This is a genomic window from Sessilibacter sp. MAH3 (assembly GCF_054658275.1).
Genome location: NZ_BAAGIE010000013.1, coordinates 107,908 through 131,708 on the forward strand (window position 1 = coordinate 107,908; position 23,801 = coordinate 131,708).

The following is a 23,801-nucleotide window of genomic DNA, read 5'->3' on the forward strand; positions in this document are numbered from 1 at the left end:
TATATTTCTTATTAGCCAGCTTTAATGGCTAATAGCTGCGATAAACCTATGCAGTTCAAAAACTGCAATCAGCGGGACGATGCCTGATTTAATTAAAGGATGTAAAAACGATTAACAGGCACCCAGGACTCTTTAAAAGAAAGCATTGGAAATTGTATTTTCAATTTCTGTTTTCTGATTAACTCAAATTTGAGTTAATCAAAAGTCGCCAAGGTTTAAAATTCGTAATGAATGCGAGCGGTAATTGCATCGCCTTCGTCTTCACTACCCACTAACGCTGAAGCTCCCGGCCCGGAGACTTCACTGTGAACGTAGTTCAGCATGAATCGAACATCAGAATTAAGATAATAAGAAGCACCTAGACTAAAGGTACCTAGCTCGGTACCTTGGGTATCGCTGCTGGCATCAAACGAAGTGAATCGAGCGGCAACTTCCCAAGCTTTGCTTACACCCTTGGGTGAACCCCATTTAGCACTGCCTTTTGAAAACCTACGGGATTCGCCCGTTAAAAAATAGCTGGCTTGAACGTAATAACCTTCGTAGGTTTCACCATCTAAGGGTGAACTAGAATCTAAGGTTTCGATTTCACGCTCGCCGTATTCGGCTTGAATTAATAACGCGTCACGTTGCCAGCCAAATTCAACGCCGTACTGATTAATTTGATCTACAGCGACGGTTTCACCACCGGCGGAGTAATTTAATAAACGCACTTCGGTTTCACGAACTTCACCACGGGCAAAGGACGAACCTAAGATATCGCCATCCATTTGTCGAAGAGAGTGCCAGCCACCCAAATGCAAAACGTGGCCATCGCCGTATACATTCGACCACGTCAAACGTGAGCTAATTGCTAAGCTTAAATCGCTGGTTTCATCTTTACCGTCTGAGCCGAAGGCGTCGTTTTTATAAACACCTACCGCGTAACGCAGGCCAGAATCAAAATTTTGATAGGCAGAAACGCCGTAACGGAAATACGGAGACAGGGTATTTGCGTAGGCAGAGCGTTCAATTAATGCAAGGTCTTTACTGCTGGTTAGTGCGTCTAAAGAAATGTCTTCACGGATTCGACCAAATTTAATTTTTGGCCCATTTTCGAATCCGTTGTAGCGAAAACGCATTAATAGAATTTCGGCGTCACCCTCAGAAAAATCCATGATTAAGGTGAAATCTAAATCGTCACGCTCGCCTTCGGCAGACAAACGCACACGACGAGGAAAAATATCCGAACCGTATTCACCGTCGTTAATAGCATTGTAAGCGCCATCAAAACGGTTGTAATCGAGCTGTAATCGACCACCAATGGTGAGCAGTTCTTGTTCTTTTTTCTTAGTTTCTTTTTGTGCAGACAACTCTTTTTCGAGCTGCTCGATTCTTGCCTCTAAATTTGAAAGATCAACTTGCGCAAAAGAAGTCATAGAAGCGGAAGATGCTAGCAACATCCCCAAACAGGTATGAAATGTTTTCATCGGATAACTCTCGGTTTTATGTTTATTCTTATCGTGAGAGCAAGAGTACAAATGATCGAAATTGAATACTATTTTGTGGCTCTAATGTGCATTTAAGCCCTTTTGGTAATTTTGTCTATACTGTTCATGAACAATATGAGCAAAACTCCAAGTCTGGCGCTAAAACCTTGGGATCAATAGCAACAAAAAAAGTTTCTGAATTATCAAACAAACCTCAGCGTTATTCTTAACAAAGGAAAGATACTTTAGGAACCTCTGATTAACTCATCCATGATTTAATCAGAGTACAGAAATTGAAAATGCGATTTCCAATTTCTTCACAATTTCAATCACTTACCGTTCTTGAAATTGGCGACACATCCTTGTATCGCGAGAAACTATAGGTCAAACAGAGTTTCCTTTATGGCAAATAAACCTTCGGCTATCCATCGCCGATTATTTTTACAAGGCGGCCTTTGTTTTTATTGCAACAAACCCTTAAAAATTGAAGATGCCACTCAAGATCACGTAATCCCCAAATCAAAAGGCGGTGAAGACGGCGATGGAAATATCGTCATTTGTTGCCGAATCATTAATCAATACTTTGGCGATAAATCGCCAAAAGAAAAATTAGAGCTAGTGATCAGATATCGAAACAATTTTAAGTGCCCGCGAGAATAACAGAGCAACAAGCCTTGAGGCTTAGCAATACAATGAAAGCACTTTCAATCTGGCTCAAACTGCCAAAACGATTAAACGTCTCAATGATGTAAATCGTTGAATTCTTAATCGCCCTCTTATGTGATCCCAAAACACGCCGCTTCTGTTAAAATGGCTGATTTGGACAAGCAGACCTCGGCCAGACATGACAACAGAATTCGTTTTCCCTGATCAATATGAGTCATTACTCAATACCAAAATTCAAACAACTCAAGCGTTGTTTACCGATTTTGACATGCCTGAGCCGCAGATATTTGAGTCTGAAAAAAGTCATTACCGCATGCGTTGTGAGTTCAAAATTTGGCACGAAAGCGACCAAAGTTATTACGCCATGCACAAGCCCGGCGAAAAGAATTCTGCCTTCACGATAGACAATTTTCCGGTTGCGAGCGCTTTGATCAACAAAGCGATGCCGCTTTTATTAGCCGAAATTAATAATAACGATATGCTGCGCAGAAGGCTCTTTCAGGTGGAGTTTTTATCAACGCAAATCGATGAGTTGTTGATTACATTAATTTACCACAAGCGTTTAGAGAGCGACTGGCAGCAAGAGGCACTTGCTCTGCGCGAACGCTTACGTGGGCTTGTCACCGAAAAACTGGATTTTATTGGTCGCAGCCGTGGCCAAAAATTAAATTTAGATCGCGATTTTGTCTACGAACAATTAACCGTCAACGATAAATCCTATCGCTATCAACAACTAGAAGGTGGTTTTACGCAACCCAACGCCAAAATTTGCGAAAAAATGCTCGCCTGGGCGGTAAAAACCAGTGCGAATTTTACGGGTAATAGCGATTTATTAGAGCTTTATTGCGGTAACGGTAATTTCACCCTGCCCTTGGCGCAAAACTTTAACAAGGTTTTGGCTACCGAAATTGCCAAAACTTCCGTTGCGGCAGCCCATCACAATATTGAGATCAATAAAGTTAACAACATTACCATTGCCAGATTATCGGCGGAAGAATTAGTGCAAGCGTTATCGGGCGAGAGAGAATTTAGACGCTTAAGAGAAATTGATTTAAACGAGTATAATTTTGGCTGTATTTTTGTTGATCCACCGCGTGCAGGATTGGATTCAGCCACCGAGCAATTTTGCAGTCAGTTCGAACATATTTTGTATATTTCATGTAACCCAGAAACACTGAGCGAAAATTTAAAAACGCTCACGCAAACTCATAATATTGAAAAGTTTGCGCTGTTCGATCAATTCCCTTACACCGATCATATTGAGTCGGGCGTTTATCTAAAACGGAAAGAAAACTCTAATTAATCAGAATAAACAAAAAAACCTCTGATTAACCTAGAGGAAACTCTGATTAACCTAAAGTTCCTCGCGACACAAGGATGTGTCGCCAATTTCAAGAACGGTAAGTGATTGAAATTGTGAAGAAATTGGAAATCGCATTTTCAATTTCTGTCCTCTGATTAAATCATGGATAAGTTAATCAGAGGTTCCTAGAAGTTTTTACCCATAATTTTTTCGGCGGCGTCGCGCACAAAATCGCCAAACTCTTTTTCGTGGGCCAAACGTTGTTTTTCGTATTCACGCTTTTTGGTTTTTTCGAGTTCTTTCCATTCTTCTAAAATGGGGATGTGTTCGGTTTTTTCTGCCAATAAAAAGAAGGCTTTAAACTCGGTTTTGTCTTCTTCCGAAACACCCAGGCCATTCATCATGGCCCGAATTCTAAGAGCAGCCTCGGTTAGAGTGAGTTGATCGGCGAGCAAACCTTGAGCAATGCGCTGAATAGAATTGTTCATGCGTTTACGCTGATCTTCGTAGGTTTTTTGCTGTTCGGCCTCAACCTGAGCGAGGTATTCTTTTTGTTTCTTTAGCTGCCACAGGTAATAACCGGCAACACCCGCCAAAACCGCGATAATGACAATGCCCAAAATCAGCAAATACAACATAAACAACTAACCTTATTACTCAAATATTCAACGAAAAACCAAAAGCCGCTGTGTTTGGCGAGATTTTCGTCACAGTGAATAGACCCACAAAGCATAACACAGCGCATGGATGAATAGCTCAGTTGCAAGGCTTTTGTTAAGATTCCCAAGCGTTGTAACAGCGTGAAAAACTGGTGCTTTAAGCATCGAATTGGTCAACGCACAATCTTCAGCATCTGACAGGATTATCCCATGAGTGGCGAGTTCCACAGCAATGATGAAATTTCCGACAAGGTCAAAGTACTTTGTGGCCACGGTTACGAATATTTCGACCAAGGCGATTTCGACAATGCGTTACGTCTGTTCTATCAGGCGTGGATCACTCTGCCGAGCCCACAAACCGATCGCGTCGAATCCGGTTGGGTGCTAACGGCAATTGGTGATGCCTACTTTAAATCTGGCAAGCATGAACAAGCCATCAACGCCCTAGAATCGGCATTACATTGCCGCGGCATTGACGACAATCCGTTTATCTACCTGCGCTTGGGCCAATCGTTATTGGATACCGAACAACTAAGCAAAGCCCGTAAACTGCTGCTTAAAGCCTATCAACACGGCGGTACCAAGCTGTTTGAGAAGGAGCCCAGCAGATACCTCGCATCGATTCGGGATTTGATTGGATAGCCAAGTAGCGAACGTCTATGGAAACTCCGTTTGAATTTGATGCCTCTTGCAAAAAGCTATCCCCTGAGGGAAAAGCTCCAGCACCGGCGCGCTCTCCCACGGTGTTGGTATTTGACTCCGGCGTAGGTGGTTTAAGCATCGCACAGGCTTTGGTGGAGCATTTACCCTACGTTGATATTGTCTACGCCGCAGATAATCAGGAATTCCCCTACGGAACCAAAACCGAAAGCGAATTAGTACAGCGCATTGACTATATTTTGCACGCCTTTCAAAAAGCTTGTTCGGCGGATCTGATTGTGGTTGCTTGCAATACCGCCAGCACCATTGCGCTGCCGAGCGTGCGTCAACGTTTTCATCAACCCATTGTTGGTGTTGTTCCCGCCATCAAACCGGCAGCGAGCTTAAGTCACAGCAAAACCATTGGCCTTTTAGCAACACCGGGCACCATCAGCCGCGACTATACCGACGCATTGATTCAGGAATTCGCCCACGACTGCACGGTAATCAAGTGCGGCAGCCGAGGTTTGGTAGAGTTCGCCGAGCAAAAAATACAGGGGCTTTTGGCCTCTACCAATGACGACGGCTCAACAACGATGAGCCAATTGCCAACGCATCTGATTGACGAGTTGCAACCCTTAATTACCGCGCAAAATACAGGGATGGATACCGTGGTTCTGGCATGTACACACTTCCCGCTGGTGAAAGCCGAACTGCAAATACTATTGCCCGAGGTTAAACACTGGGTAGATTCATCCAAGGCCATTGCAAGACGTGTTGAGTATTTACTGCATCACGAATTTAACCTGCAAGCGCCTACAGAATTACAAACCAAACCCAATTATCGAAGCCTATTTAGTGCTCAACCGCAGAATTTACCCAGCTTATTGAATTACCTTAGCGATTGGTTTGGCGAGAGCTGGTCTGTTGTTAATCAATAACCGTCCTGATGATACCGCGGTTAACAAAACACCTAAAACTCATTGATGAGTTTTCCATTATTCAAACATTTTAACGGAATATTTCACTCATTTTTAACCTGCGACGGAATCCATTTTGGCGAATCTTTTTAAGATACAACCTTATTTAAAAGCAATTGTAAACGCAGAAGTATTTATTACCGTAAACGCTCGTATCAGCGAAGCTATGCGCCAAGCCTATGCAGATGAACTTCGCCAAAACGGCCAAAAAGTTGCCATCAGCGCGACTATTTTTAGCTTGCCGCAGTGGATCAATCGTACTCATTCACAATTGCAAATGCTGGACGACAATTTCTCCACAAAGATTGTGATCTCAAAACTGCAACGCGAACTCTTGTGGCGAAAAATTATTGCTAAGCACATTGATACCATGCCAATGGCAAAGCCGGAACACTTAAGTTCTCAGGCAGATTCTGCCTACCGCAGCCTTAAATTGTGGGAAATTGACGACGAAAAATTACCAGAGTTTAATCGCAACGCTCAGCAGTTTCCGTTTTGGACTTGGTTTAACGAGTTTGAAAAAACGCTTGAAGAAAACAATTGGTTAAGCGCCGAAAACCTGCAAGAGCACATTCGTCGCGCCTTTAAAGACGGTTTAATTAAATCATCGGCAAAAATACATTTAATTGGTTTTGATGATATCGCACCCTTAACGCTAAGCATGTTGCAATCCGCCTGTGCAGAGCTTATTGATCATCAACCCACGAACAATACTACCGGGATAATTAATCGCCACGAATTTAACAGCCGCGAAGACGAAATTATTGCTGCGGCGCTTTGGGCAAAAAACCTTCTAGAAAATAATCTTGATACTAAAATTGGCATAATTTCACCAAAGCTTGGGCAAACCAAAACTCAGGTAGAACGTATTTTTACCGAAGTATTTGAAAGCCACGCATTTAACATTACCGAACCCCGCTACGCTCTACCCTTTAACTTTTCAGCGGGAACACCATTAGGCTCGACTCCGGCAATTTACGACGCTCTGCGATTGCTGCGTTTGAATATCGGCAAACAACCCGCCGCCGATATGTTAAATCTTTTAAATTCACCTTTTTGGCAAATAAACAAATTTCCGGGGCTCGCTTTAGTAACTCAAGAAAAAATTCATAAAGCCTGTGTAACAGAATTATCGGCCAACGATGTACGTTATTATTTTTCAGACGATACGCACTCAATTACGCAATTATTAATCGATGCCGATCAATTATTTAGGCGCGCCGACAATAAACTCACCGCCAAACGCTGGGTTGAATTTATTGTTGAACAACTGAGTTTATTAGGCTGGCCGGGTGAACGTCGTTTAGATTCCATGGAATATCAACAGGTCGATCAATTTCAGGAAGTTCTGCAATCGTGTCGTCAGTGGGATTTGCTCGAAGAAACCTTTACCTTCTCGCAATTTTTAACGCAATTATCGCAGCTGTTATTAACCACGCCCTTCCAAGCTCAAGGCAAAGATACACCCATTCAAATTTTGGGTGCCCTAGAAGCCGCCGGACTCAACTTTGATTATTGCTGGGTATTATCACTGGATGATCAAACCTGGCCCGCAGCGCCCAACCCCAATCCGCTGCTACCGATGGATCTACAACGGCAGTATCAACTGCCGAACGCTACCGCTGAACGGGAACACGCATACGCAAAATCATTAACCCATCGGTATTTAGCCTGTGCCAACTCGGTTGTCATCAGCTCTGCCCAGTGGGATGGTGACTGCGAATTAAATCCGAGCGGATTAATTGTAGAAACCACCGCCTCGGAATTCTCATTACCTACTCACAATGAAAAGCCAGAACAATTAGCAGATATGCAATCGTTGGATTTATTTGCCGATCACTCAGAAAACAGCCAAGAAAAAACGCTTATAACGCCGTTTAAATCGGCAATGATGCAATTATTTGATCAACGCTCTTTTCAATGGATTAATTGCGAAGACCCTCAACCCTTGGATATTTCTGAACCCCATCGCGCCAGTACATCACTGCTGCAATGGCAAGCCATTCAACCGTTTAATGCTTTTGCAAGATTTCGTTTAGGTCTTAATCCTATTAACGATGCCGAAACACATTTAAGCCCTGCGGTGCGCGGGCAAATTACTCACGATGCCTTGGCGTTAATTTGGGAAACGCTCGAAAATAAAGAAACCCTAGCAACTTATCATGATGACAAGCTCATTGCTTTAATTTCGCAAAACGTTGAAAAAGCCATAGATCAGCAAAAAAATCACCTTGGATTTTTAAGCACCGAATTTCGTAAATTAGAAAAACAACGCCAAAGCCAATTAATTTATCACTGGCTGCAACTGGAATTATCGCGACCGGACTTTTCGGTAATTGGTTGTGAGGTAAAAGTAAAAACGGTTTTCAATCATCTTGAGTTTAATTTACGAATCGACCGCATCGATACCATCGGCGAAAAGATTTTATTAATCGACTATAAATCGGGAAGCTTGCCGAGTACCAACACTTGGTTGCAACCACGCCCCAGCCAACCACAAATGCCGTTGTATTTTTTATTGCACCAACCACAAGCCTCTGCCATTGCGTTTGCGGCAGTGAATGCAAAAAATCTTGAATTTAAAGGTATTGCCGCCGAAGGCATTCACATTCAAGGTGTGCAAATTGCCGACGGTGATAAAATACCCGATATAGAAGCCTTAACCAGCCTGTGGCAAACGGAGTTGGGATTACTGTGTGACGAATTTACCGCCGGAATTTATCACAATCATTTTTACGAGAATAAACTCAGCCAATACCAAGACGATTATTTGAGTTTTAATCGTTGCGGCGAAAAAGAATCGCTGCTCGGTTTATGGCAGACAAGCCCAAGCTGGGTATCTAAGGGAGAAAATCCATGAGTGTTGTAAAAACTCCTGAAGATGCACAGGTACGTAATGCCTGCTTGGATATCAGCCAATCGTTTGTGGTTACCGCGCCCGCAGGCTCGGGTAAAACCAGTCTACTCACGCAACGTGCACTTGCCTTGCTGGCGGTGGCCAAAACACCCGAAGAAGTTTTGTGCATTACCTTTACCCGTAAAGCCGCCGCCGAAATGCGTGCCCGAATTTTAGGTGCCCTGCACGAATGCCATCGACTTAACGAGGATACCCCCAGTTACCAAGCGCAAACCTGGCGTTTAGCGCAAGCCGTTATTGAGCAAGATAAAAAGCACCATTGGCAATTACTTGAAAACCCCGGTCGCTTAAAAATCACCACCATTGATGGATTTTGCCGATCAATCACCCAGCAATTGCCGTTAGAAGCTCGATTGGGTGCAGAATTAAATACCGTTGAATATCCCGAGACTGTGTATCGCGAGGCGGCTCAAGAAGCATTATTGTGGCTTGAGCGCAGCAATTCGCCATACCAACAACCGTTATCGGAATTAATTAACAGTCTTGATGGCGACACCCTAAAGCTTGAAAACCTACTCTGCCAATTATTGAGTAAACGTGATCAATGGCTGAATTTATTGCTGCACGCACGTAATCAACGCGAAGCCTTAGAAGACAATACCCGCACCTTAGTTCGCGATCAGTTGGCGATAACCCAAGAAAAACTTTGGCAACACGGTAGCGATTTAGCCGTGATTGCCGATTTTTGCGGCAGCCAATTAATTGCCAGTAACAGCGATTCGGTGATTACCGAACTCGCCGGTTGCGTTGATCTGCCTGAAGCAGACGAAGATCATCTACTGCAATGGCGAGCCATCACAGAACTGTTACTAACGCAAAAAGGTGAATGGCGAAAACGTTTTGATAAAAACATGGGCTTGCCTGCGGGCAAGGATCCGATCAATGTTGAGCGCAAAGCCGGATTAAAAGCCATCATTGATGAACTGCAACAAATACCGGAATTAACCGAACTGTTACAGCGCGTACGCAACTTACCGAGTGCCGAATTCAGCCAACGACAGTGGCAATTTTTGGATAACCTAACGCAGGTTTTACCCTTGGTTGTGGGTCATTTAAAAATTTTGTTTGGCCAACAAGGTGCCGTGGATTTTGTTGAAGTGGCCCAAGCGTCTCTGGATGCGTTAAGCCCAGACAGCGACGGCACCTACAGTGATACTCTGCTTAAACTGGATTATCGCCTGCAACACATTTTGGTGGACGAGTTTCAAGATACCTCGCATGTACAATGGCAATTGTTAAAGCAACTGACTAACGAGTGGCAAAACGGCGACGGCAAAACCTTATTTTTTGTCGGCGACGGTATGCAGTCGTGTTATGGATTTCGCGGCGCCGATGTAAGCTTATTTTTGGAAGCGCGCAGACACGGTCTCGCTCATCTGCCACTGTCGGCCCAAGCGCTAACCACCAACTTTCGCAGCTGTGCCGAAATCGTCGGTTGGGTAAATGAAACCTTTACGCGCGCGTTTCCAGCACAAGATGACATCAGCCGAGGCGCGGTAAGTTACAACCAAGCAACTGCGTTTTATGAACTCACCTTAGATTCCGTTGCGCGAGTTTATCAAGCCGTGCACTGCTACGCCCACGCCATTGATTCGGAAGAAACCAACAATCAGTTACCGCAAGCCAAAACCGTGGTTGATTTGGTCAGCCAACTGAAAAAAGAAAAACCCGATGACAGCATCGCAATCTTGGTACGCAGCCGCTCGCACTTGGCGGAAATTCAGCGTCACCTGTTAAAAGCGGGATTTAAAGGCCAAGCCACCGAAATTGAAGCGTTAAAACAACGTATGGTGGTGACCGATCTAATCAGTCTCACTCGCGCACTCTTGATACCCGACGACAATTTAGCGTGGTTTTCACTCTTAAGAGCACCTTGGTGCGCACTGTCACCACAAGACCTGCTGAGTATTCGCGCCAGTATAGAAGAGCACGCGTTGACCTCAGTACTGAGTTTATTGCTCGATGAACAGCGAATAGAATCCATTGCGTTGGAAGAATCCTCAAAAGCGAAACTAAGCCTTATCGCCAAGGTAATTCGCAATCGGTGGCAGTTGCGCCGACGCAGCACCTTAAGGCACTGGGTAGAATCGACTTGGATCGCGCTTGGTGGCGGCGAAAACTGCATTGAAGCCAGCGACCTAGATAACGCCGAAACCTATTGGCAGCTGCTGGAAAAATTTGATCAAGGCGGATTAATCAGCGATTGGCAAGGCTTTGAGCTGGGTATTGAGCATCTTTACGCCAATACTGCGAAAGACGCCGATCCTAACTTACAAATCATGACGATTCATAAATCTAAGGGTTTGGAGTTTGATCACGTGATCATTCCATCACTGGACAAAACGCCAAAATCCGACGACAAGGAGTTACTGCTGTGGAGCAACTCCGTCAGTATCGATGGTGATGAGCTGTTATTGATGGCGCCACTACCCGAGGTTGGCCTAAGCGGTTTTGATTCGCCAACCGACGAAAGTAACGACAGCGGCGCTAACACGCTGTACGATTATTTACGATCAGAGGCCAAAGCCAAGAATTATTTTGAGTCGGTGCGTTTGCTGTACGTGGGTTGTACTCGGGCAATAAAAAGCTTACATCTATTAGCCAATATTAAACTCACCGAAGCCGGTGAAATGAAATCTCCCGGCGCAAGCAGTGTATTGGCGGCCATTTGGCCGGTGTTCTCCAAACAATGTCAGCTCATTGCTCCAAGTCTGGTTGAATCGTCAAATCAACCTACCGAGCAGGTTCAAGACAGCATTCAGTGGCATAAGATTTTACGCTCCACAAGAACCGAACCCTTCTTGTTTGCCAAAAACAATCTACTCAAGGCTTCTCGTGGTCATGAATATTCTGACGAAATCAACCTGCCGGAACCGCTCAATTTTGATATCACCGCGCAACAGGCATTCGGTACAGTAGCGCACAAAATGCTGGAGATGTTCGCCAACACGGGAATTACACATTGGTCTATCGAAAAACTCGAACAGAAACGTGAGTTTATTAAACGCGAATTCATGCAATCGGCCATTTATGGCATTGAAGCGAACCTACTCACCGCGCGCGTTGTTGCATTGTGTGAAAAAGTCTTAAACTCAAAAATTGGCGTGTGGATTTTGAGCGACCACAAAAATGCCGCCAGTGAGTTTTCTTTAATGGATTGCGACAGTAATCGTAGCTACGTTATCGATCGCACATTTATTGACGAGCACGACGAACATGGCGAAGTTCGCTGGATTATTGATTACAAAACAGCCTCTGTCGCATCCGGTGCTAACATTGAAGAATTCATTGCTTATGAAGTGAATTTGTACGCCGAACAACTCAATCAATATAAACGATTGTTTAGCGCTATCGACTCAACACCGGTTAAGGTTGCACTTTATTTCCCAAGCCTAGATTTACTGCAAGAAATCTCCGAATAAGTGAAAGAATAATGCGATAAATTAAGTCTCTGGGGTTAAATTTTGTCGCCTGAATAGATTACAATCGAGACATGCTTTGAAAGATGAATATTTAAACAAGATCGTACGGTTACACTTGGAAGTGAGTACACCTTGATATCGTTAAAATAAACACCACTAACTCAAAGCAAATGCTTTACCGATTTCATTGAATTACAGACAGGCGCGATTATGAGCCAAGAACAAGAAATAAACGATTTGAATGTGGTTTCCCAAGAAGTGCTAATTACCCCGCAGGAAATCAAAGCTAAACTCCCATTGACCGACAAAGCAGCCGCAACTGTTGCTGCCGGACGTTTAGCCGTAAGAAACATACTTGACCGTAAAGACCCACGCATCATGATCGTTGTGGGCCCGTGCTCTATTCACGACGTTGACGCCGCAATGGACTATGCCCGTCGTTTAAAAGACTTGGCAGAGCAAGTAAAAGACACACTATTGATTGTCATGCGTGTGTATTTTGAAAAGCCACGTACCACCGTTGGCTGGAAAGGTTTAATTAACGACCCGTATCTGAACGATTCTTTTAAAATTGATGAAGGTTTGCACATTGGTCGCAAGCTTTTATTGGATATCGCCGAGCTTGGCCTACCAACCGCCACCGAAGCCCTTGATCCCATCTCGCCACAGTACATGCAAGATTTGATTAGCTGGTCGGCCATTGGTGCGCGTACGACCGAATCGCAAACTCACCGCGAAATGGCCAGTGGCCTTTCTTCGGCAGTGGGCTTTAAAAACGGTACCGACGGCAGCCTGACTGTTGCTATCAACGCACTGCAATCTACCGCTAATCCACACAGATTTTTGGGCATCGACAACGAAGGTAAGGTTGCCGTTATTCATACTCGTGGTAATGCCTATGGGCATGTTGTGTTGCGCGGCGGAAACGATAAGCCTAACTATGACTCGGTAAGCGTAAACATTTGTGAAAATGAACTAGAAGCCGCAGGTATTCAACCGAACATCATGATCGATTGTAGCCATGCTAACTCCAACAAAAACCACGAATTACAGCCGCTGGTTATTGAAAACGCGACCAATCAAATTGTTGAAGGCAACAAATCAATCATTGGTTTGATGATCGAAAGTAACATTGGCCCCGGCAGTCAAAAAATTCCTGAAGACTTATCGCAATTAACCTACGGCGTTTCTGTAACCGACAAGTGTATCGATTGGGATACCACTGTTACCTGCTTGACCGATATGGATAAGGCGCTAAAAGATATTTTGCCAACACGAAACAATTGATCATCAAGACGACATAATTGATTAGACATAATTGATTAATAGTGGCGGTGAGGCTTGCCGAGTCGTCAAAAATTCGTTTACTTCCTGCTAAAAAGCACGTGTTACACGTGCTTTTTTTGCATTCCGCTTTCTTAAATCCAAGCACAGCGCTATCGGCTGTATCATCAAAAAGCTCTCGCCCATTCAAAATCTATCCTGTTTTGCGTTACATCCGATATCCAGACATCAAATTGAACGCCTAATATAAGTAGTCAGACTGTTTAAAATTATTTTGAAGACAAAATTTATCGATCTTTAAATCGATTTCGTGTTTTGCTAATTCGCACAAAGAAAAGATTCTTACAGGAAGTTAAAACGTAAAAAATCCTCTACACTTTATATTGAATGTATATTACTGCGCCAATTAATTATCCACAGCCCAATTGGAAGCTTTCTATACACTCAGAAACAATATTGAAATAGTTAAAAGATGATATATATATTTTTAATATAACCTTTTACTATATTTACATCATAAAAAAGCCAAAACGTTTAAACAAAATCTCCATAGGTGTAAATTATTTTGAAAAACCGATCGGTTTTTTAGTTAGACCCTGCAAGTTTTGCAGAGCTTCACATATTCGCTATGGTTATTTCTTTGGCTTATTGATACAGTAATTAAGTAATAAGCAAGACATATTCGAATTTTAGAATGTTAACAACTTGATTTTTTAAATTTAAACCACAAACTTATTCACAAGTTATTCAACTAGGCATTTCTACATCATGATCGACTGGAGCAATCCGCTGTACAATCAAAGCAATCTGTCAGAAGGCTTTCTAAATCCATTAGAACCCGACGGAATTTGCCTTAGATATGCCAGAGAATTGGGTCGTGATTATGTTTTTATCGTTAGCGCGCAACAGATCGACAAGACCAAAGCACTCAGAGAGTTGGTTGTTTTTTTAAGCGACGATATTTTGCTTGAAGACTCCAACACCGAAATCATTTCAGTTCATTTCAATCCGCAAGGCAAACGTGTTTATCGTCGTTTTAGCATAGAGTGGACTCCCGCAGGCCCAACGCTCAGCCGACCCAAATCACGCGCAGGCGCATCGCACATCGAATATTTGGAAGCATTGTTTTTTAGAAGCATCAATGCGGAAGATTTTGGTGACGACGAAGACGAATAGATCGTAAAACTATCGTTAACACCAACATCATATCAGCCCAAAAAAGCACTCTCACATTTGCACGTATAAATACGCAAAACGTTAGCCTAGTGATTTCTGCCGTGAAGAAAAGCACACAATGATATTGATTATCGCTTGTGTGCTGGAATGCGGGAGCAATTAATAGAAGGCGTTAGTGGTGTCGGTGTGATCCGTCATATCTTTAACACCGGCAAGTTCGGGGATGCTTTCCATTAACGTTTTTTCAACGCCATTTTTCAGTGTTAAATCGACCGCGCTACAACCTTGGCAACCACCGCCAAACTTCAATACTGCAAAATTCTTAGTATCTATTTCCACCAACGAAACATTACCGTTATGTGCCGCAAGACCCGGATTAATTTCGTTATACAAAACGTAATTGACCTTGTCTTCTAATGGACTGTCGTCGGAGATCTTCGGCATTTTTGAATTGGGTGCGCGAATCGTAAGCTGTCCACCCATTCTATCGGCAGAGTAATCAACCTTGGCGTCTTCTAAAAATGGCAAGCTGCGATTTTCAAAGTAAGCTTTGAATTTGCCATAATCGACGATTTCATCGTCTTCTTTTTCTTCGCCTGGACGACAGTAGGCAATACAGGTCTCGGCTTGCGGCGTTCCTGGCGTGGAGACAAACATGCGAATACCAATATCGTCCACATTTTGTTTTTCCAGAAGTTCTGCCAAATAATTCTGAGCAGATTCAGTAATTTCAACCATAGCCATAAAATTTTCGACCTTTAAATGTGTATTTGAGGGCTCACGGATTTTTATACCTGAGCAACATACTAGGAATTGTGCCAAAACCTGAGCAAATCCACCAGCTCAAAGTTTTATCAGCTAAAACAGTTGCTTAAATAAAAAGCATCTTCGACGATCGTTATTTGCAGGAAAAACTCCCAATATAGCGCTATGTTGGTAATTTCAATCCTAGATCAGCCCCGCATTATTATACGGTCTGCACAGACGCAAAGCGTGAGAACTTGCCTCAGTCTCGATCTCTGATAAACTGCCGGCCAAAACTATATCAAAATATTTTGATATAGAATTTATTCAAGAGGAACAGATACATCCATGTCTAATCAAAACGCGCGCTCAAAACTGTTCAAAGACGCCCTAGAAAACCGCATTCTAATATTGGATGGTGCCATGGGTACCATGATTCAAGGCTACAAACTAAAAGAAGCGGACTATCGCGGTGAACGTTTTGCCGATTACCACATGGATATCGCCGGTAACAACGATCTCTTATCGTTAACCCAACCTCAAATCATTAAAGAGATTCACGCCCAGTATCTACAGGCGGGATCAGACATTATCGAGACCAATACCTTTAACGGAACACGCCTTTCCATGGCCGACTATGACATGGAAGACTTGGTTACCGAGATTAACTACGAATCTGCACGCTTAGCCCGAGAGGCCGCCGACGAGGCAACATTAGAAACTCCAGAGAAGCCACGATTTGTCGCCGGAGTTTTAGGTCCAACCTCACGCACCTGCTCTATCAGCCCCGATGTTAATGATCCGGGTGCGCGTAACGTAACCTTTGATGAACTGGTTGAAAACTATCTTGAGTCTCTAGATGCGCTTGTCAAAGGTGGTATCGACATCATTTTAGTTGAGACTATTTTTGACACGCTCAATGCTAAGGCTGCGGTTTTCGCAATCAATCGGTATTTCGACCAATATAACATCGAATTACCGGTGATGATTTCCGGCACTATCACCGATGCCTCAGGCAGAACCCTATCGGGACAAACCACCGAAGCCTTCTACAACTCACTGAAGCATGCTAAACCCATTAGCATGGGTCTTAACTGCGCCCTAGGTGCAGACATGCTTCGTCAGTACGTTGCCGAACTGTCACGGGTTGCCACCTGCTTTGTTTCTGCCCACCCCAATGCGGGATTGCCTAACGAATTCGGCGAATACGATCAAACACCAGAAGAGATGGCGGAAATCGTTGGTGAATTTGCGTCCAGCGGTTTAGTCAATATTCTTGGCGGCTGTTGTGGTTCTACACCACAACACATTCGTGCCATTGCCGAAGCTGTCAGTAAATTTCTACCAAGAGCTATTCCAGACCGCGAGCCCGCCTGTCTACTTTCGGGACTTGAGCCGTTCAACATCACCAAAGATTCGTTGTTTGTTAACGTGGGGGAACGCTGCAACGTAACCGGCTCGGCAAAATTCAAAAAACTCATCGTTAACGACGACTACTCAACGGCTTTAGAAGTAGCGCTTGAGCAAGTTGAAAACGGCGCACAGGTCGTAGACGTTAACATGGATGAAGGCATGCTCGATGCTAAATCGGCAATGACCACCTTTTTAAATCTCATCGCCAGCGAACCCGACATTTCAAAAGCGCCGATTATGATCGACTCATCGAAATGGGATGTGATCGAAGCGGGATTGAAGTGTGTGCAAGGCAAGGCCATTGTTAACTCCATCAGCCTAAAAGAAGGCGAAGAAGAATTTATTGAGAAAGCCAAACTCTGCCGCGCCTATGGTGCCGCCGTTATCGTCATGGCTTTCGACGAGACCGGACAGGCCGATACCTATCAACGCAAAATCGAAATCTGCGAGCGCTCGTATCGGGTTCTGGTCGATAAAGTCGGTTTTGATCCCGGCGATATTATTTTCGACCCTAATATTTTTGCTGTGGCAACCGGCATTGACGAACACAACAATTACGCGGTTGATTTCATTGAGGCCACCGCTTGGATTCGCAAAAACCTTCCCTACGCCGGTGTATCCGGCGGCGTAAGTAACGTCTCCTTCTCTTTCCGTGGCAACAACCCGGTTCGCGAAGCCATTCACTCGGTCTTTTTGTACCACGCTATTAAGGCCGGTATGAACATGGGTATCGTCAATGCAGGACAGCTTGCGGTGTACGACGATCTCCCTAAAGAATTACGAGATTGTGTTGAAGATGTGGTTCTCAACAGAAGTCCCAACGCTACCGAAGCCTTGCTCGATATTGCCGAGAAATACAGAGGTGACGGCGCCAAAGCCATTAAAAAAGACGACTCAGAATGGCGTGACCTGCCCGTTGCCGAGCGGTTGAAATATGCCTTGGTTAAAGGTGTAAGCACCTATATTGAGGAAGACACCGAAGCTGCTCGCCAAGAATCGAAACGACCTTTAGATGTTATCGAAGGCCCGCTGATGGATGGTATGAACGTCGTGGGTGATCTGTTCGGTGAAGGTAAAATGTTCCTACCGCAGGTTGTTAAATCCGCACGTGTTATGAAGCAATCAGTCGCTTACTTACAACCATACATTGAAGCCGAAAAAGATGAGGCCAGCAAACCTAACGGTCGGGTACTAATGGCTACGGTAAAAGGCGATGTCCATGACATCGGCAAGAACATCGTTGGTGTTGTTTTGCAGTGTAACAACTTCGAAGTTTTGGACTTGGGCGTAATGGTTCCCGGTGACAAAATCCTAGAAACCGCCCTAAAAGAAAACTGCGATATTATTGGTCTCTCGGGACTAATTACGCCATCGCTGGACGAAATGGTGTCGGTGGCTAAAGAAATGCAACGCCGAGGCATCGATAAACCTCTGATGATTGGCGGAGCAACCACATCAAAAGCGCATACTGCGGTGAAGATAGATCCTCAATTTAATCTCAACCAAGTGGTATACGTTCCAGATGCTTCTCGTGCCGTGGGGGTTGCGTCAACTCTACTTTCAAACGAGTTGAGACCTGAATTTATTGCAAAATTACAAACCGAATACGCAGAGGTTCGAGAACGAACCGCCAATCGAAAACCGCGTCGTGCACGCATTGGTTACCACCAAGCGCTGCAAAATAAGTTGACTCACGAGTGGCACGCCGAAGACATTTTCACGCCGAACCTAATCGGTACGCAGGTGTTTGACAATTATCCTCTCGAAGAGCTAGTTGAGTACATCGATTGGACACCGTTTTTTATCAGCTGGGATTTAGCAGGAAAATATCCGGCAATCTTAGACGATAAAGTCGTCGGTGAAGCAGCGCGAAATTTGTTTAGCGATGCGCAAGCCATGCTCAAGCAATTGATTGAAGAAAAACAATTAACCGCCCGTGGTGTGATTGGTATTTGGCCGGCCAACAGCAAAGACGATGATATCGAAATCTACGACCCAGTAGACGGCTCGCCCGTTGCTGTTTGTCATCATCTACGCCAGCAGTACAATAAATCGGAAGAGGTAACGCTGGCGTCGCTGGCAGACTTTATTGCGCCTAAAAGCAGCGCCATTAAAGATTACGTTGGTGGTTTTGCGGTAACCGCGGGCATTGGTGCCGAAGAGTTATCGAAGTCCTTTGAAGAAAAAGGCGATGACTATTCTTCAATTATGGTTAAAGCCCTAGCAGACCGATTGGCAGAAGCCTTTGCTGAACGCATGCACCAACGTGTACGTCGTGAATTCTGGGGTTATGCAAAAAATGAAAGTCTGGATAATCAAGCGTTAATTAAAGAAAAATACCAAGGTATCCGCCCTGCTCCCGGTTATCCGGCTTGTCCAGATCATTCCGAAAAAGAAACTCTGTTTAAGTTGCTTGATGCTACCAAGGCAACGGGAATGGAATTAACGGAACATTTCGCCATGACACCGGCGGCGTCGGTTTCGGGTTGGTATTTTGCGCATCCAAAATCAAAATACTTTTCGGTGGGTAAAATCGGCAAAGATCAGGTTGAAAGTATTGCTAGCCGTAAAAATAAATCCGTCGAATACGTCGAAAAATGGCTACAATCAAATTTAGACTACGATAACTAAACGCCCTTTTTCTAAGGGCATTCGGTTAGAGGATGCCCTTATGAATCAAAAACAAGATCTCTCCAGCCCAAAAACCTCTTGGCTACAGTTAGTTTGGAGTGTTATTTGCGCAGCATTTGGTGTTCAGAATAATAAAAACCGCGAGCGCGATTTTGCCGATAAAAACAATCTTAAGTGGTTTATTGTCGCAGGTATTTTATTCACGATTACGTTTATTTTGACCATTTACGCGTTGGTTGTCTTTGCATTAAAACTGGCAACCTAAGCACGGCAGAAACCTAATTGTCTGCTTATTTGGCCAACAAAATCCTATCCAATTATTCCACTTTCAGAAACCTTCTCGCTTATTGCGATTGATTCTCAAATTTATAATCGAAAACCCCTGTTTAGCTCACTCAAACAATGAATTTTGCTCGACATTTTAGCTTTGCAATAATCAACCCTCTGAGCAAGTAACAAGATTAGCTGTTTTATTAACTCAATGACTTAATAAAATAAATTAACGCATTGAATTTACAACGTTGCGAAATCCAAATTGGCTAAGTGATTAACTAAATCCACCATCGGATAAATTTCGCTATTGTCTTACACCGAAATTTAAACAGTAAAAATTTATACATTTTTGTTATAAATTTTTTTTTGGGAATTTTAATCACTGAACATCAATAATTGCGACAAAAGTATTATTGATATTTTAAAAACCACGTAGAGAAAACACAGTAAATGAAGGGGTTTTTCAGAGTAAAAGGAATTTACGAGAGGAAAGAATGAACCACAGCGGGCACGGTTAGCACCCGCACGTATTCCATTTATTGACCGCTAATCCAAAATAGACACGTGGCAACAAAAATCACAACGAGTACGACAGATGCAATTGAATCCGCCAAATTATCGTCTTCATTGTGTACGTGTTGGATCTGAACATCGTCACTAAAATTATTCATTAAAAAACACTCCAATTAATAACTTTAATTTCACGGCTTTTATTTATCGCTTAAAGCCTAATTTTTATTTAGATATTTTTTATTTACTTACAAGATTAATTATTGTTATTAATCGAATCATGTCTAGGAATTAGAATATTTATTTCGATTTTTGAGAAATACGTCTAACACGATGTTACCAAATTACCCGTGTTACCTTATGAACTGCTACCTCGCGAGTTGTGTTACTTTAGTGTATCCTTCGCGACTCTTTTTAAAATTGATTTGAAATAGATTCAATATAAGTAGGCTCTTATCAAAAAGAGTGATTATTGATCAATTTGATTTAGGATAAGCTGATTTAATGTACATTTACGACCAGCATGACAGTCAAATTCTGAATGAACGCGTCAAACAATTTCGCGGCCAAACAGAACGTTATTTAGAAGGTAATTTAAAGGCTGAAGAATTCCTTCCGCTACGATTACAAAACGGGCTTTACATCCAAAGACTTGCACCAATGCTGCGAGTAAATGTGCCTTATGGCATGATCAACAGCGCCCAGCTTCGCAAACTGGCCCACATTGCTCGTCATTACGACAAGGGTTACTGCCATATCAGTACTCGTCAAAATGTGCAATTTAACTGGCCGAACCTTGCCGAAGTGCCCGATATTTTGGCTGAGCTGTCTGAAGTGAACATGCACGCCACCCAATCGAGTGGTAACTGTATTCGTAACACGACCTCAGATCAGTTTGCAGGCATTGCCGGCGACGAAACCGTCGATCCACGTCCTTACTGTGAATTGATCCGCCAATGGTCAAGCTTCCACCCAGAGTTCGCATTCTTACCGCGCAAATTCAAAATTGCCGTAACAGGCGCCGAATCAGATCGCGCTGCCATTCAGGTTCACGATATCGGCCTACGCGTTAAACAAAATGCCGCCGGTGAAACTGGCTTTCAAGTTTATGTGGGTGGCGGTCTTGGTCGTACTCCTGTTGTCGGTCAAGTTATTTGCGAATTCCTACCGGAACAAGATCTACTCACCTATTTAGAAGCTATTCTTCGCGTCTATAACTTGTTGGGTAATCGTGAAAACAAGTACAAAGCTCGTATTAAGATTTTGGTGCGCGCACTCGGAATTGATGTTTTCCGTGAAAAAGTAGAACAACAGTGGGCACAAGTTAAAGATGGCCCTAGTAAGGTTCCTAGCGCAGAAATTGAGCGTTTAAAAAGCTTTTTTACCGCTCCAGCCTATGAAACTCTTAGCTCAGATGCTGGTGTAGCTGAAATAACAAGCCTTGCCGCAGAAAACAAAGCATTTGCTCGCTGGCTAGAGCGCAACACGCACGCTCATAAAATTGCTGGTTATGTTGCTGTTTCTCTGTCATTGAAACCGACAGGTGTAGCACCTGGTGACATAACCGACAGCCAACTGGAAGCCATTGCAGACCTTTCCGATGCCTACAGCTTTGGTGAAGTAAGAACCACGCACGAACAAAATATCGTTTTGGGTGATGTAAAACGCAGTGACCTGCCTGAGCTTTGGCAAAAACTCAAAGACAATGGTTTTGCCACGCCCAATATTGGCACCCTAACCGATATGATCTGCTGCCCGGGCGGTGACTACTGTTCACTGGCAAACGCCAAATCAATTCCTATTGCCGAAGATATTCAACGCACCTTTGACGATCTGGATTATTTGTACGATTTAGGCCCGATTGATCTAAACATCTCTGGTTGTATGAATGCCTGTGGTCACCACCACGTTGGTAACATTGGTATTTTAGGTGTTGATAAAAAAGGCGCCGAGTTCTACCAAATTCAACTCGGCGGTCAAGTGGGTAACGCTACCACTCTAGGTAAAGTATTAGGCCCGGCATTCTCTCAGGCAGAAATACCTGACGTTATTCAAAAGCTTGTTGGTGTTTATGTGAATCAACGCGGTGAAGGTGAAAGCTTCGTCGAGACTTACAACAGAATCGGTATGGAGCCATTTAAGGAGCAAGTTTATGCAAAAGCTGATTAAAGATAACGCCATTACCGAAAACCAATGGCAACTTGCACTTGCTCCCGAAGAAGGTTTTGTCGCCACAGAACCTACGTTGCTGCCTATTGAATTCGTTAAAAACGCCAACTTAGAACTTCCTAATCCTAATATTGGCTTATTAATTCAGTCTGGCGACGACATTAGCGAAGCTAAAGAACTGATCAACTCTGTTGATGTTGTTGCCTTGTACTTCAAGAACTTTATGGATGGCAGAAGCTTCTCCCAGGCTCGTATCATTCGTGAACAATTCGGCTATAGCGGCGAATTGAGAGCCAGCGGATTTTTTATTCGCGATCAGCTGTTATACCTAAAGCGCTGTGGTGTGAACGCTTTTGATTTTTCTGAAAACGCCCTAGAGCCAGAACAAGCTAAAGATTCGCTGGACGATTTCACCAATTTCTACCAAGCTGGTGTTGATCAACCACAACCGCTCTATCGCCGCCGCCTAGAAAGCTAATTCAAAATTTTTACAGGCATAAAAAACGGAGCTTTAAGCTCCGTTTTTTATTAGATCGCCAAAATAACTAAGAATAACTAGGCCGTTAATTTTTGCGATTTTATTTTCAGATCCGCCCTTACCTTTGCTCGTATGTCCATCCAAATCTGACCGAGCATATTTTCACCACGTTGATCACGGCCAATTCCCCAATAGGGATCATATAAGGATGTTTCTACGATTTTTACATCGCCAGTATCTAGCAAAGCCTGCTTAACATCAGGAAATTTACTGACTTTGGTAAACAGTGCGCGAGTCATCATGACACGACGCTTTTGGCGCCAGTCTTTATCTCTGCCACGCTTCCACCAACGATTGCCCATTTTATAGGCATCAATTCCACGCTCAGCAGCACTTATCTCGTCGATATCTTGAGGCTTAACGAACTTTTTAGACTGATAATAATGTTCGGCCGTAGTCCAGGTTACATTTTCCAACTCAATAGGATGCGGCGAAACGGTAGACAACAAACATGTGTCGTCAAGTCGCGAGAAACTGTAAGCCTCTTCTATAGACCTATCGTGTTCAAACATGATGAACGGCTCCTGCCACCGAGTGAATTTGATTTTGAAGATATGCCATCAAAACTGAACAAGTAACGAACGAACGCTGGATAAGACCAGGACTGATAAATGTCAAAGTGTAAAACTCATAAAAAGTATGTCAGCTAACAAAAACGATTATAGTAAAAATCGTCGCGCTCAGCGCGGTTTTTAACAATTAATTTTTTCTACCGAGACGTAAATGGTTAATTCCAAAAAGAATTAAAAAGTGACTGTCTAAGAGACAACAGATATTCAAATTCACATGTGTGCAAATTTAATACAAACAGTTGTGGAACGAATAGAAAAGACTAAAGGAAACTCTGATTATGTCATTCTTGATTCAATCAGATATTCCTCAACAGATTAAATTTTCATTTTAATGCATAGAAAATCTTGAGAAAACTATCACTTTATAGGAACCTCTGATTAACCTAAAAATATTTAGATTATTATTTGAGAATACCGTTTATCAATGAATAATCTAATA

16 protein-coding genes are annotated in these 23,801 nt (G+C 43.4%); 12 read left to right on the plus strand and 4 right to left on the minus strand.

What is annotated here, in order from left to right; translation table 11 throughout:
- Nucleotides 1–215: 215 nt before the first annotated feature.
- Complete coding sequence (locus tag ACYQ2C_RS10080) at nucleotides 216–1,466, minus strand: OprO/OprP family phosphate-selective porin (protein WP_460102067.1); 1,251 nt, start codon at nucleotides 1,464–1,466, stop codon at nucleotides 216–218.
- Nucleotides 1,467–1,868: 402 nt separating this feature from the next.
- Between ACYQ2C_RS10080 and ACYQ2C_RS10085 the strand changes: the two genes are divergently transcribed.
- The gene (locus tag ACYQ2C_RS10085) at nucleotides 1,869–2,126 is read left to right on the plus strand and encodes an HNH endonuclease (protein ID WP_460102069.1); all 258 of its coding nucleotides are present in this window, start codon (nucleotides 1,869–1,871) and stop codon (nucleotides 2,124–2,126) included.
- Nucleotides 2,127–2,310: 184 nt separating this feature from the next.
- Nucleotides 2,311–3,435: a tRNA (uridine(54)-C5)-methyltransferase TrmA gene (gene trmA, locus ACYQ2C_RS10090; RefSeq protein WP_460102071.1), complete on the plus strand. Its 1,125-nt coding sequence runs from the start codon at nucleotides 2,311–2,313 to the stop codon at nucleotides 3,433–3,435.
- A gap of 185 nt (nucleotides 3,436–3,620) precedes the next feature.
- Here trmA and ACYQ2C_RS10095 read toward each other — a convergent pair whose 3' ends face one another.
- Nucleotides 3,621–4,073 carry a DUF2489 domain-containing protein gene (locus tag ACYQ2C_RS10095; protein WP_460102073.1) on the minus strand — a complete coding sequence of 151 codons (453 nt, stop codon included), beginning with the start codon at nucleotides 4,071–4,073 and terminating at the stop codon, nucleotides 3,621–3,623.
- 231 nt (nucleotides 4,074–4,304) lie between these two features.
- Between ACYQ2C_RS10095 and ACYQ2C_RS10100 the strand changes: the two genes are divergently transcribed.
- The 6 genes from ACYQ2C_RS10100 (at nucleotide 4,305) to ACYQ2C_RS10125 (ending at nucleotide 14,512) form a co-directional block, all read left to right on the plus strand.
- Nucleotides 4,305–4,736 carry a tetratricopeptide repeat protein gene (locus tag ACYQ2C_RS10100; RefSeq protein ID WP_460102076.1) on the plus strand — a complete coding sequence of 144 codons (432 nt, stop codon included), beginning with the start codon at nucleotides 4,305–4,307 and terminating at the stop codon, nucleotides 4,734–4,736.
- Nucleotides 4,737–4,753: 17 nt separating this feature from the next.
- Entirely contained in the window at nucleotides 4,754–5,674 is a 921-nt protein-coding gene (murI, locus tag ACYQ2C_RS10105; RefSeq protein WP_460102078.1) for a glutamate racemase, read from the plus strand.
- A 115-nt stretch (nucleotides 5,675–5,789) separates the two neighbouring features.
- Nucleotides 5,790–8,573 (plus strand): PD-(D/E)XK nuclease family protein, encoded by a 2,784-nt coding sequence (locus ACYQ2C_RS10110; protein WP_460102080.1) that lies wholly within the window; start codon nucleotides 5,790–5,792, stop codon nucleotides 8,571–8,573.
- Nucleotides 8,570–12,052: a UvrD-helicase domain-containing protein gene (locus ACYQ2C_RS10115; RefSeq protein WP_460102082.1), complete on the plus strand. Its 3,483-nt coding sequence runs from the start codon at nucleotides 8,570–8,572 to the stop codon at nucleotides 12,050–12,052. Before ACYQ2C_RS10110 ends, ACYQ2C_RS10115 begins: the two co-directional genes overlap by 4 nt.
- A 210-nt stretch (nucleotides 12,053–12,262) precedes the next feature.
- Nucleotides 12,263–13,339, plus strand: a complete 1,077-nt coding sequence (locus tag ACYQ2C_RS10120) for a 3-deoxy-7-phosphoheptulonate synthase (RefSeq protein WP_460047802.1) — start codon at nucleotides 12,263–12,265, stop codon at nucleotides 13,337–13,339.
- Nucleotides 13,340–14,104: 765 nt separating this feature from the next.
- Complete coding sequence (locus tag ACYQ2C_RS10125) at nucleotides 14,105–14,512, plus strand: hypothetical protein (protein ID WP_460047801.1); 408 nt, start codon at nucleotides 14,105–14,107, stop codon at nucleotides 14,510–14,512.
- Between the two features lie 159 nt (nucleotides 14,513–14,671).
- On the opposite strand, the gene nfuA is transcribed toward ACYQ2C_RS10125, so the two are convergent.
- Complete coding sequence (gene nfuA, locus ACYQ2C_RS10130) at nucleotides 14,672–15,256, minus strand: Fe-S biogenesis protein NfuA (protein ID WP_460047799.1); 585 nt, start codon at nucleotides 15,254–15,256, stop codon at nucleotides 14,672–14,674.
- Nucleotides 15,257–15,604: 348 nt separating this feature from the next.
- On the opposite strand from nfuA, the gene metH reads away from it, so the two are divergent.
- The 4 genes from metH to ACYQ2C_RS10150 all read left to right on the plus strand — a co-directional run bounded on the left by metH (nucleotide 15,605) and on the right by ACYQ2C_RS10150 (nucleotide 22,730).
- Nucleotides 15,605–19,300 carry a methionine synthase gene (gene metH, locus ACYQ2C_RS10135; RefSeq protein WP_460102086.1) on the plus strand — a complete coding sequence of 1,232 codons (3,696 nt, stop codon included), beginning with the start codon at nucleotides 15,605–15,607 and terminating at the stop codon, nucleotides 19,298–19,300.
- A gap of 40 nt (nucleotides 19,301–19,340) precedes the next feature.
- A complete protein-coding gene (locus tag ACYQ2C_RS10140) occupies nucleotides 19,341–19,565 on the plus strand; it encodes a DUF2970 domain-containing protein (protein ID WP_460047797.1) in 225 nt (74 codons plus the stop codon).
- 1,022 nt (nucleotides 19,566–20,587) lie between these two features.
- Nucleotides 20,588–22,252, plus strand: a complete 1,665-nt coding sequence (locus ACYQ2C_RS10145) for a nitrite/sulfite reductase (RefSeq protein WP_460102088.1) — start codon at nucleotides 20,588–20,590, stop codon at nucleotides 22,250–22,252.
- Nucleotides 22,236–22,730 carry a DUF934 domain-containing protein gene (locus ACYQ2C_RS10150; RefSeq protein ID WP_460102090.1) on the plus strand — a complete coding sequence of 165 codons (495 nt, stop codon included), beginning with the start codon at nucleotides 22,236–22,238 and terminating at the stop codon, nucleotides 22,728–22,730. The genes ACYQ2C_RS10145 and ACYQ2C_RS10150 overlap by 17 nt, the downstream gene beginning before the upstream one ends.
- Before the next feature lie 77 nt (nucleotides 22,731–22,807).
- On the opposite strand, the gene ACYQ2C_RS10155 is transcribed toward ACYQ2C_RS10150, so the two are convergent.
- A complete protein-coding gene (locus ACYQ2C_RS10155) occupies nucleotides 22,808–23,302 on the minus strand; it encodes an NADAR family protein (RefSeq protein ID WP_460047791.1) in 495 nt (164 codons plus the stop codon).
- Between the last annotated feature and the right edge of the window lie 499 nt (nucleotides 23,303–23,801).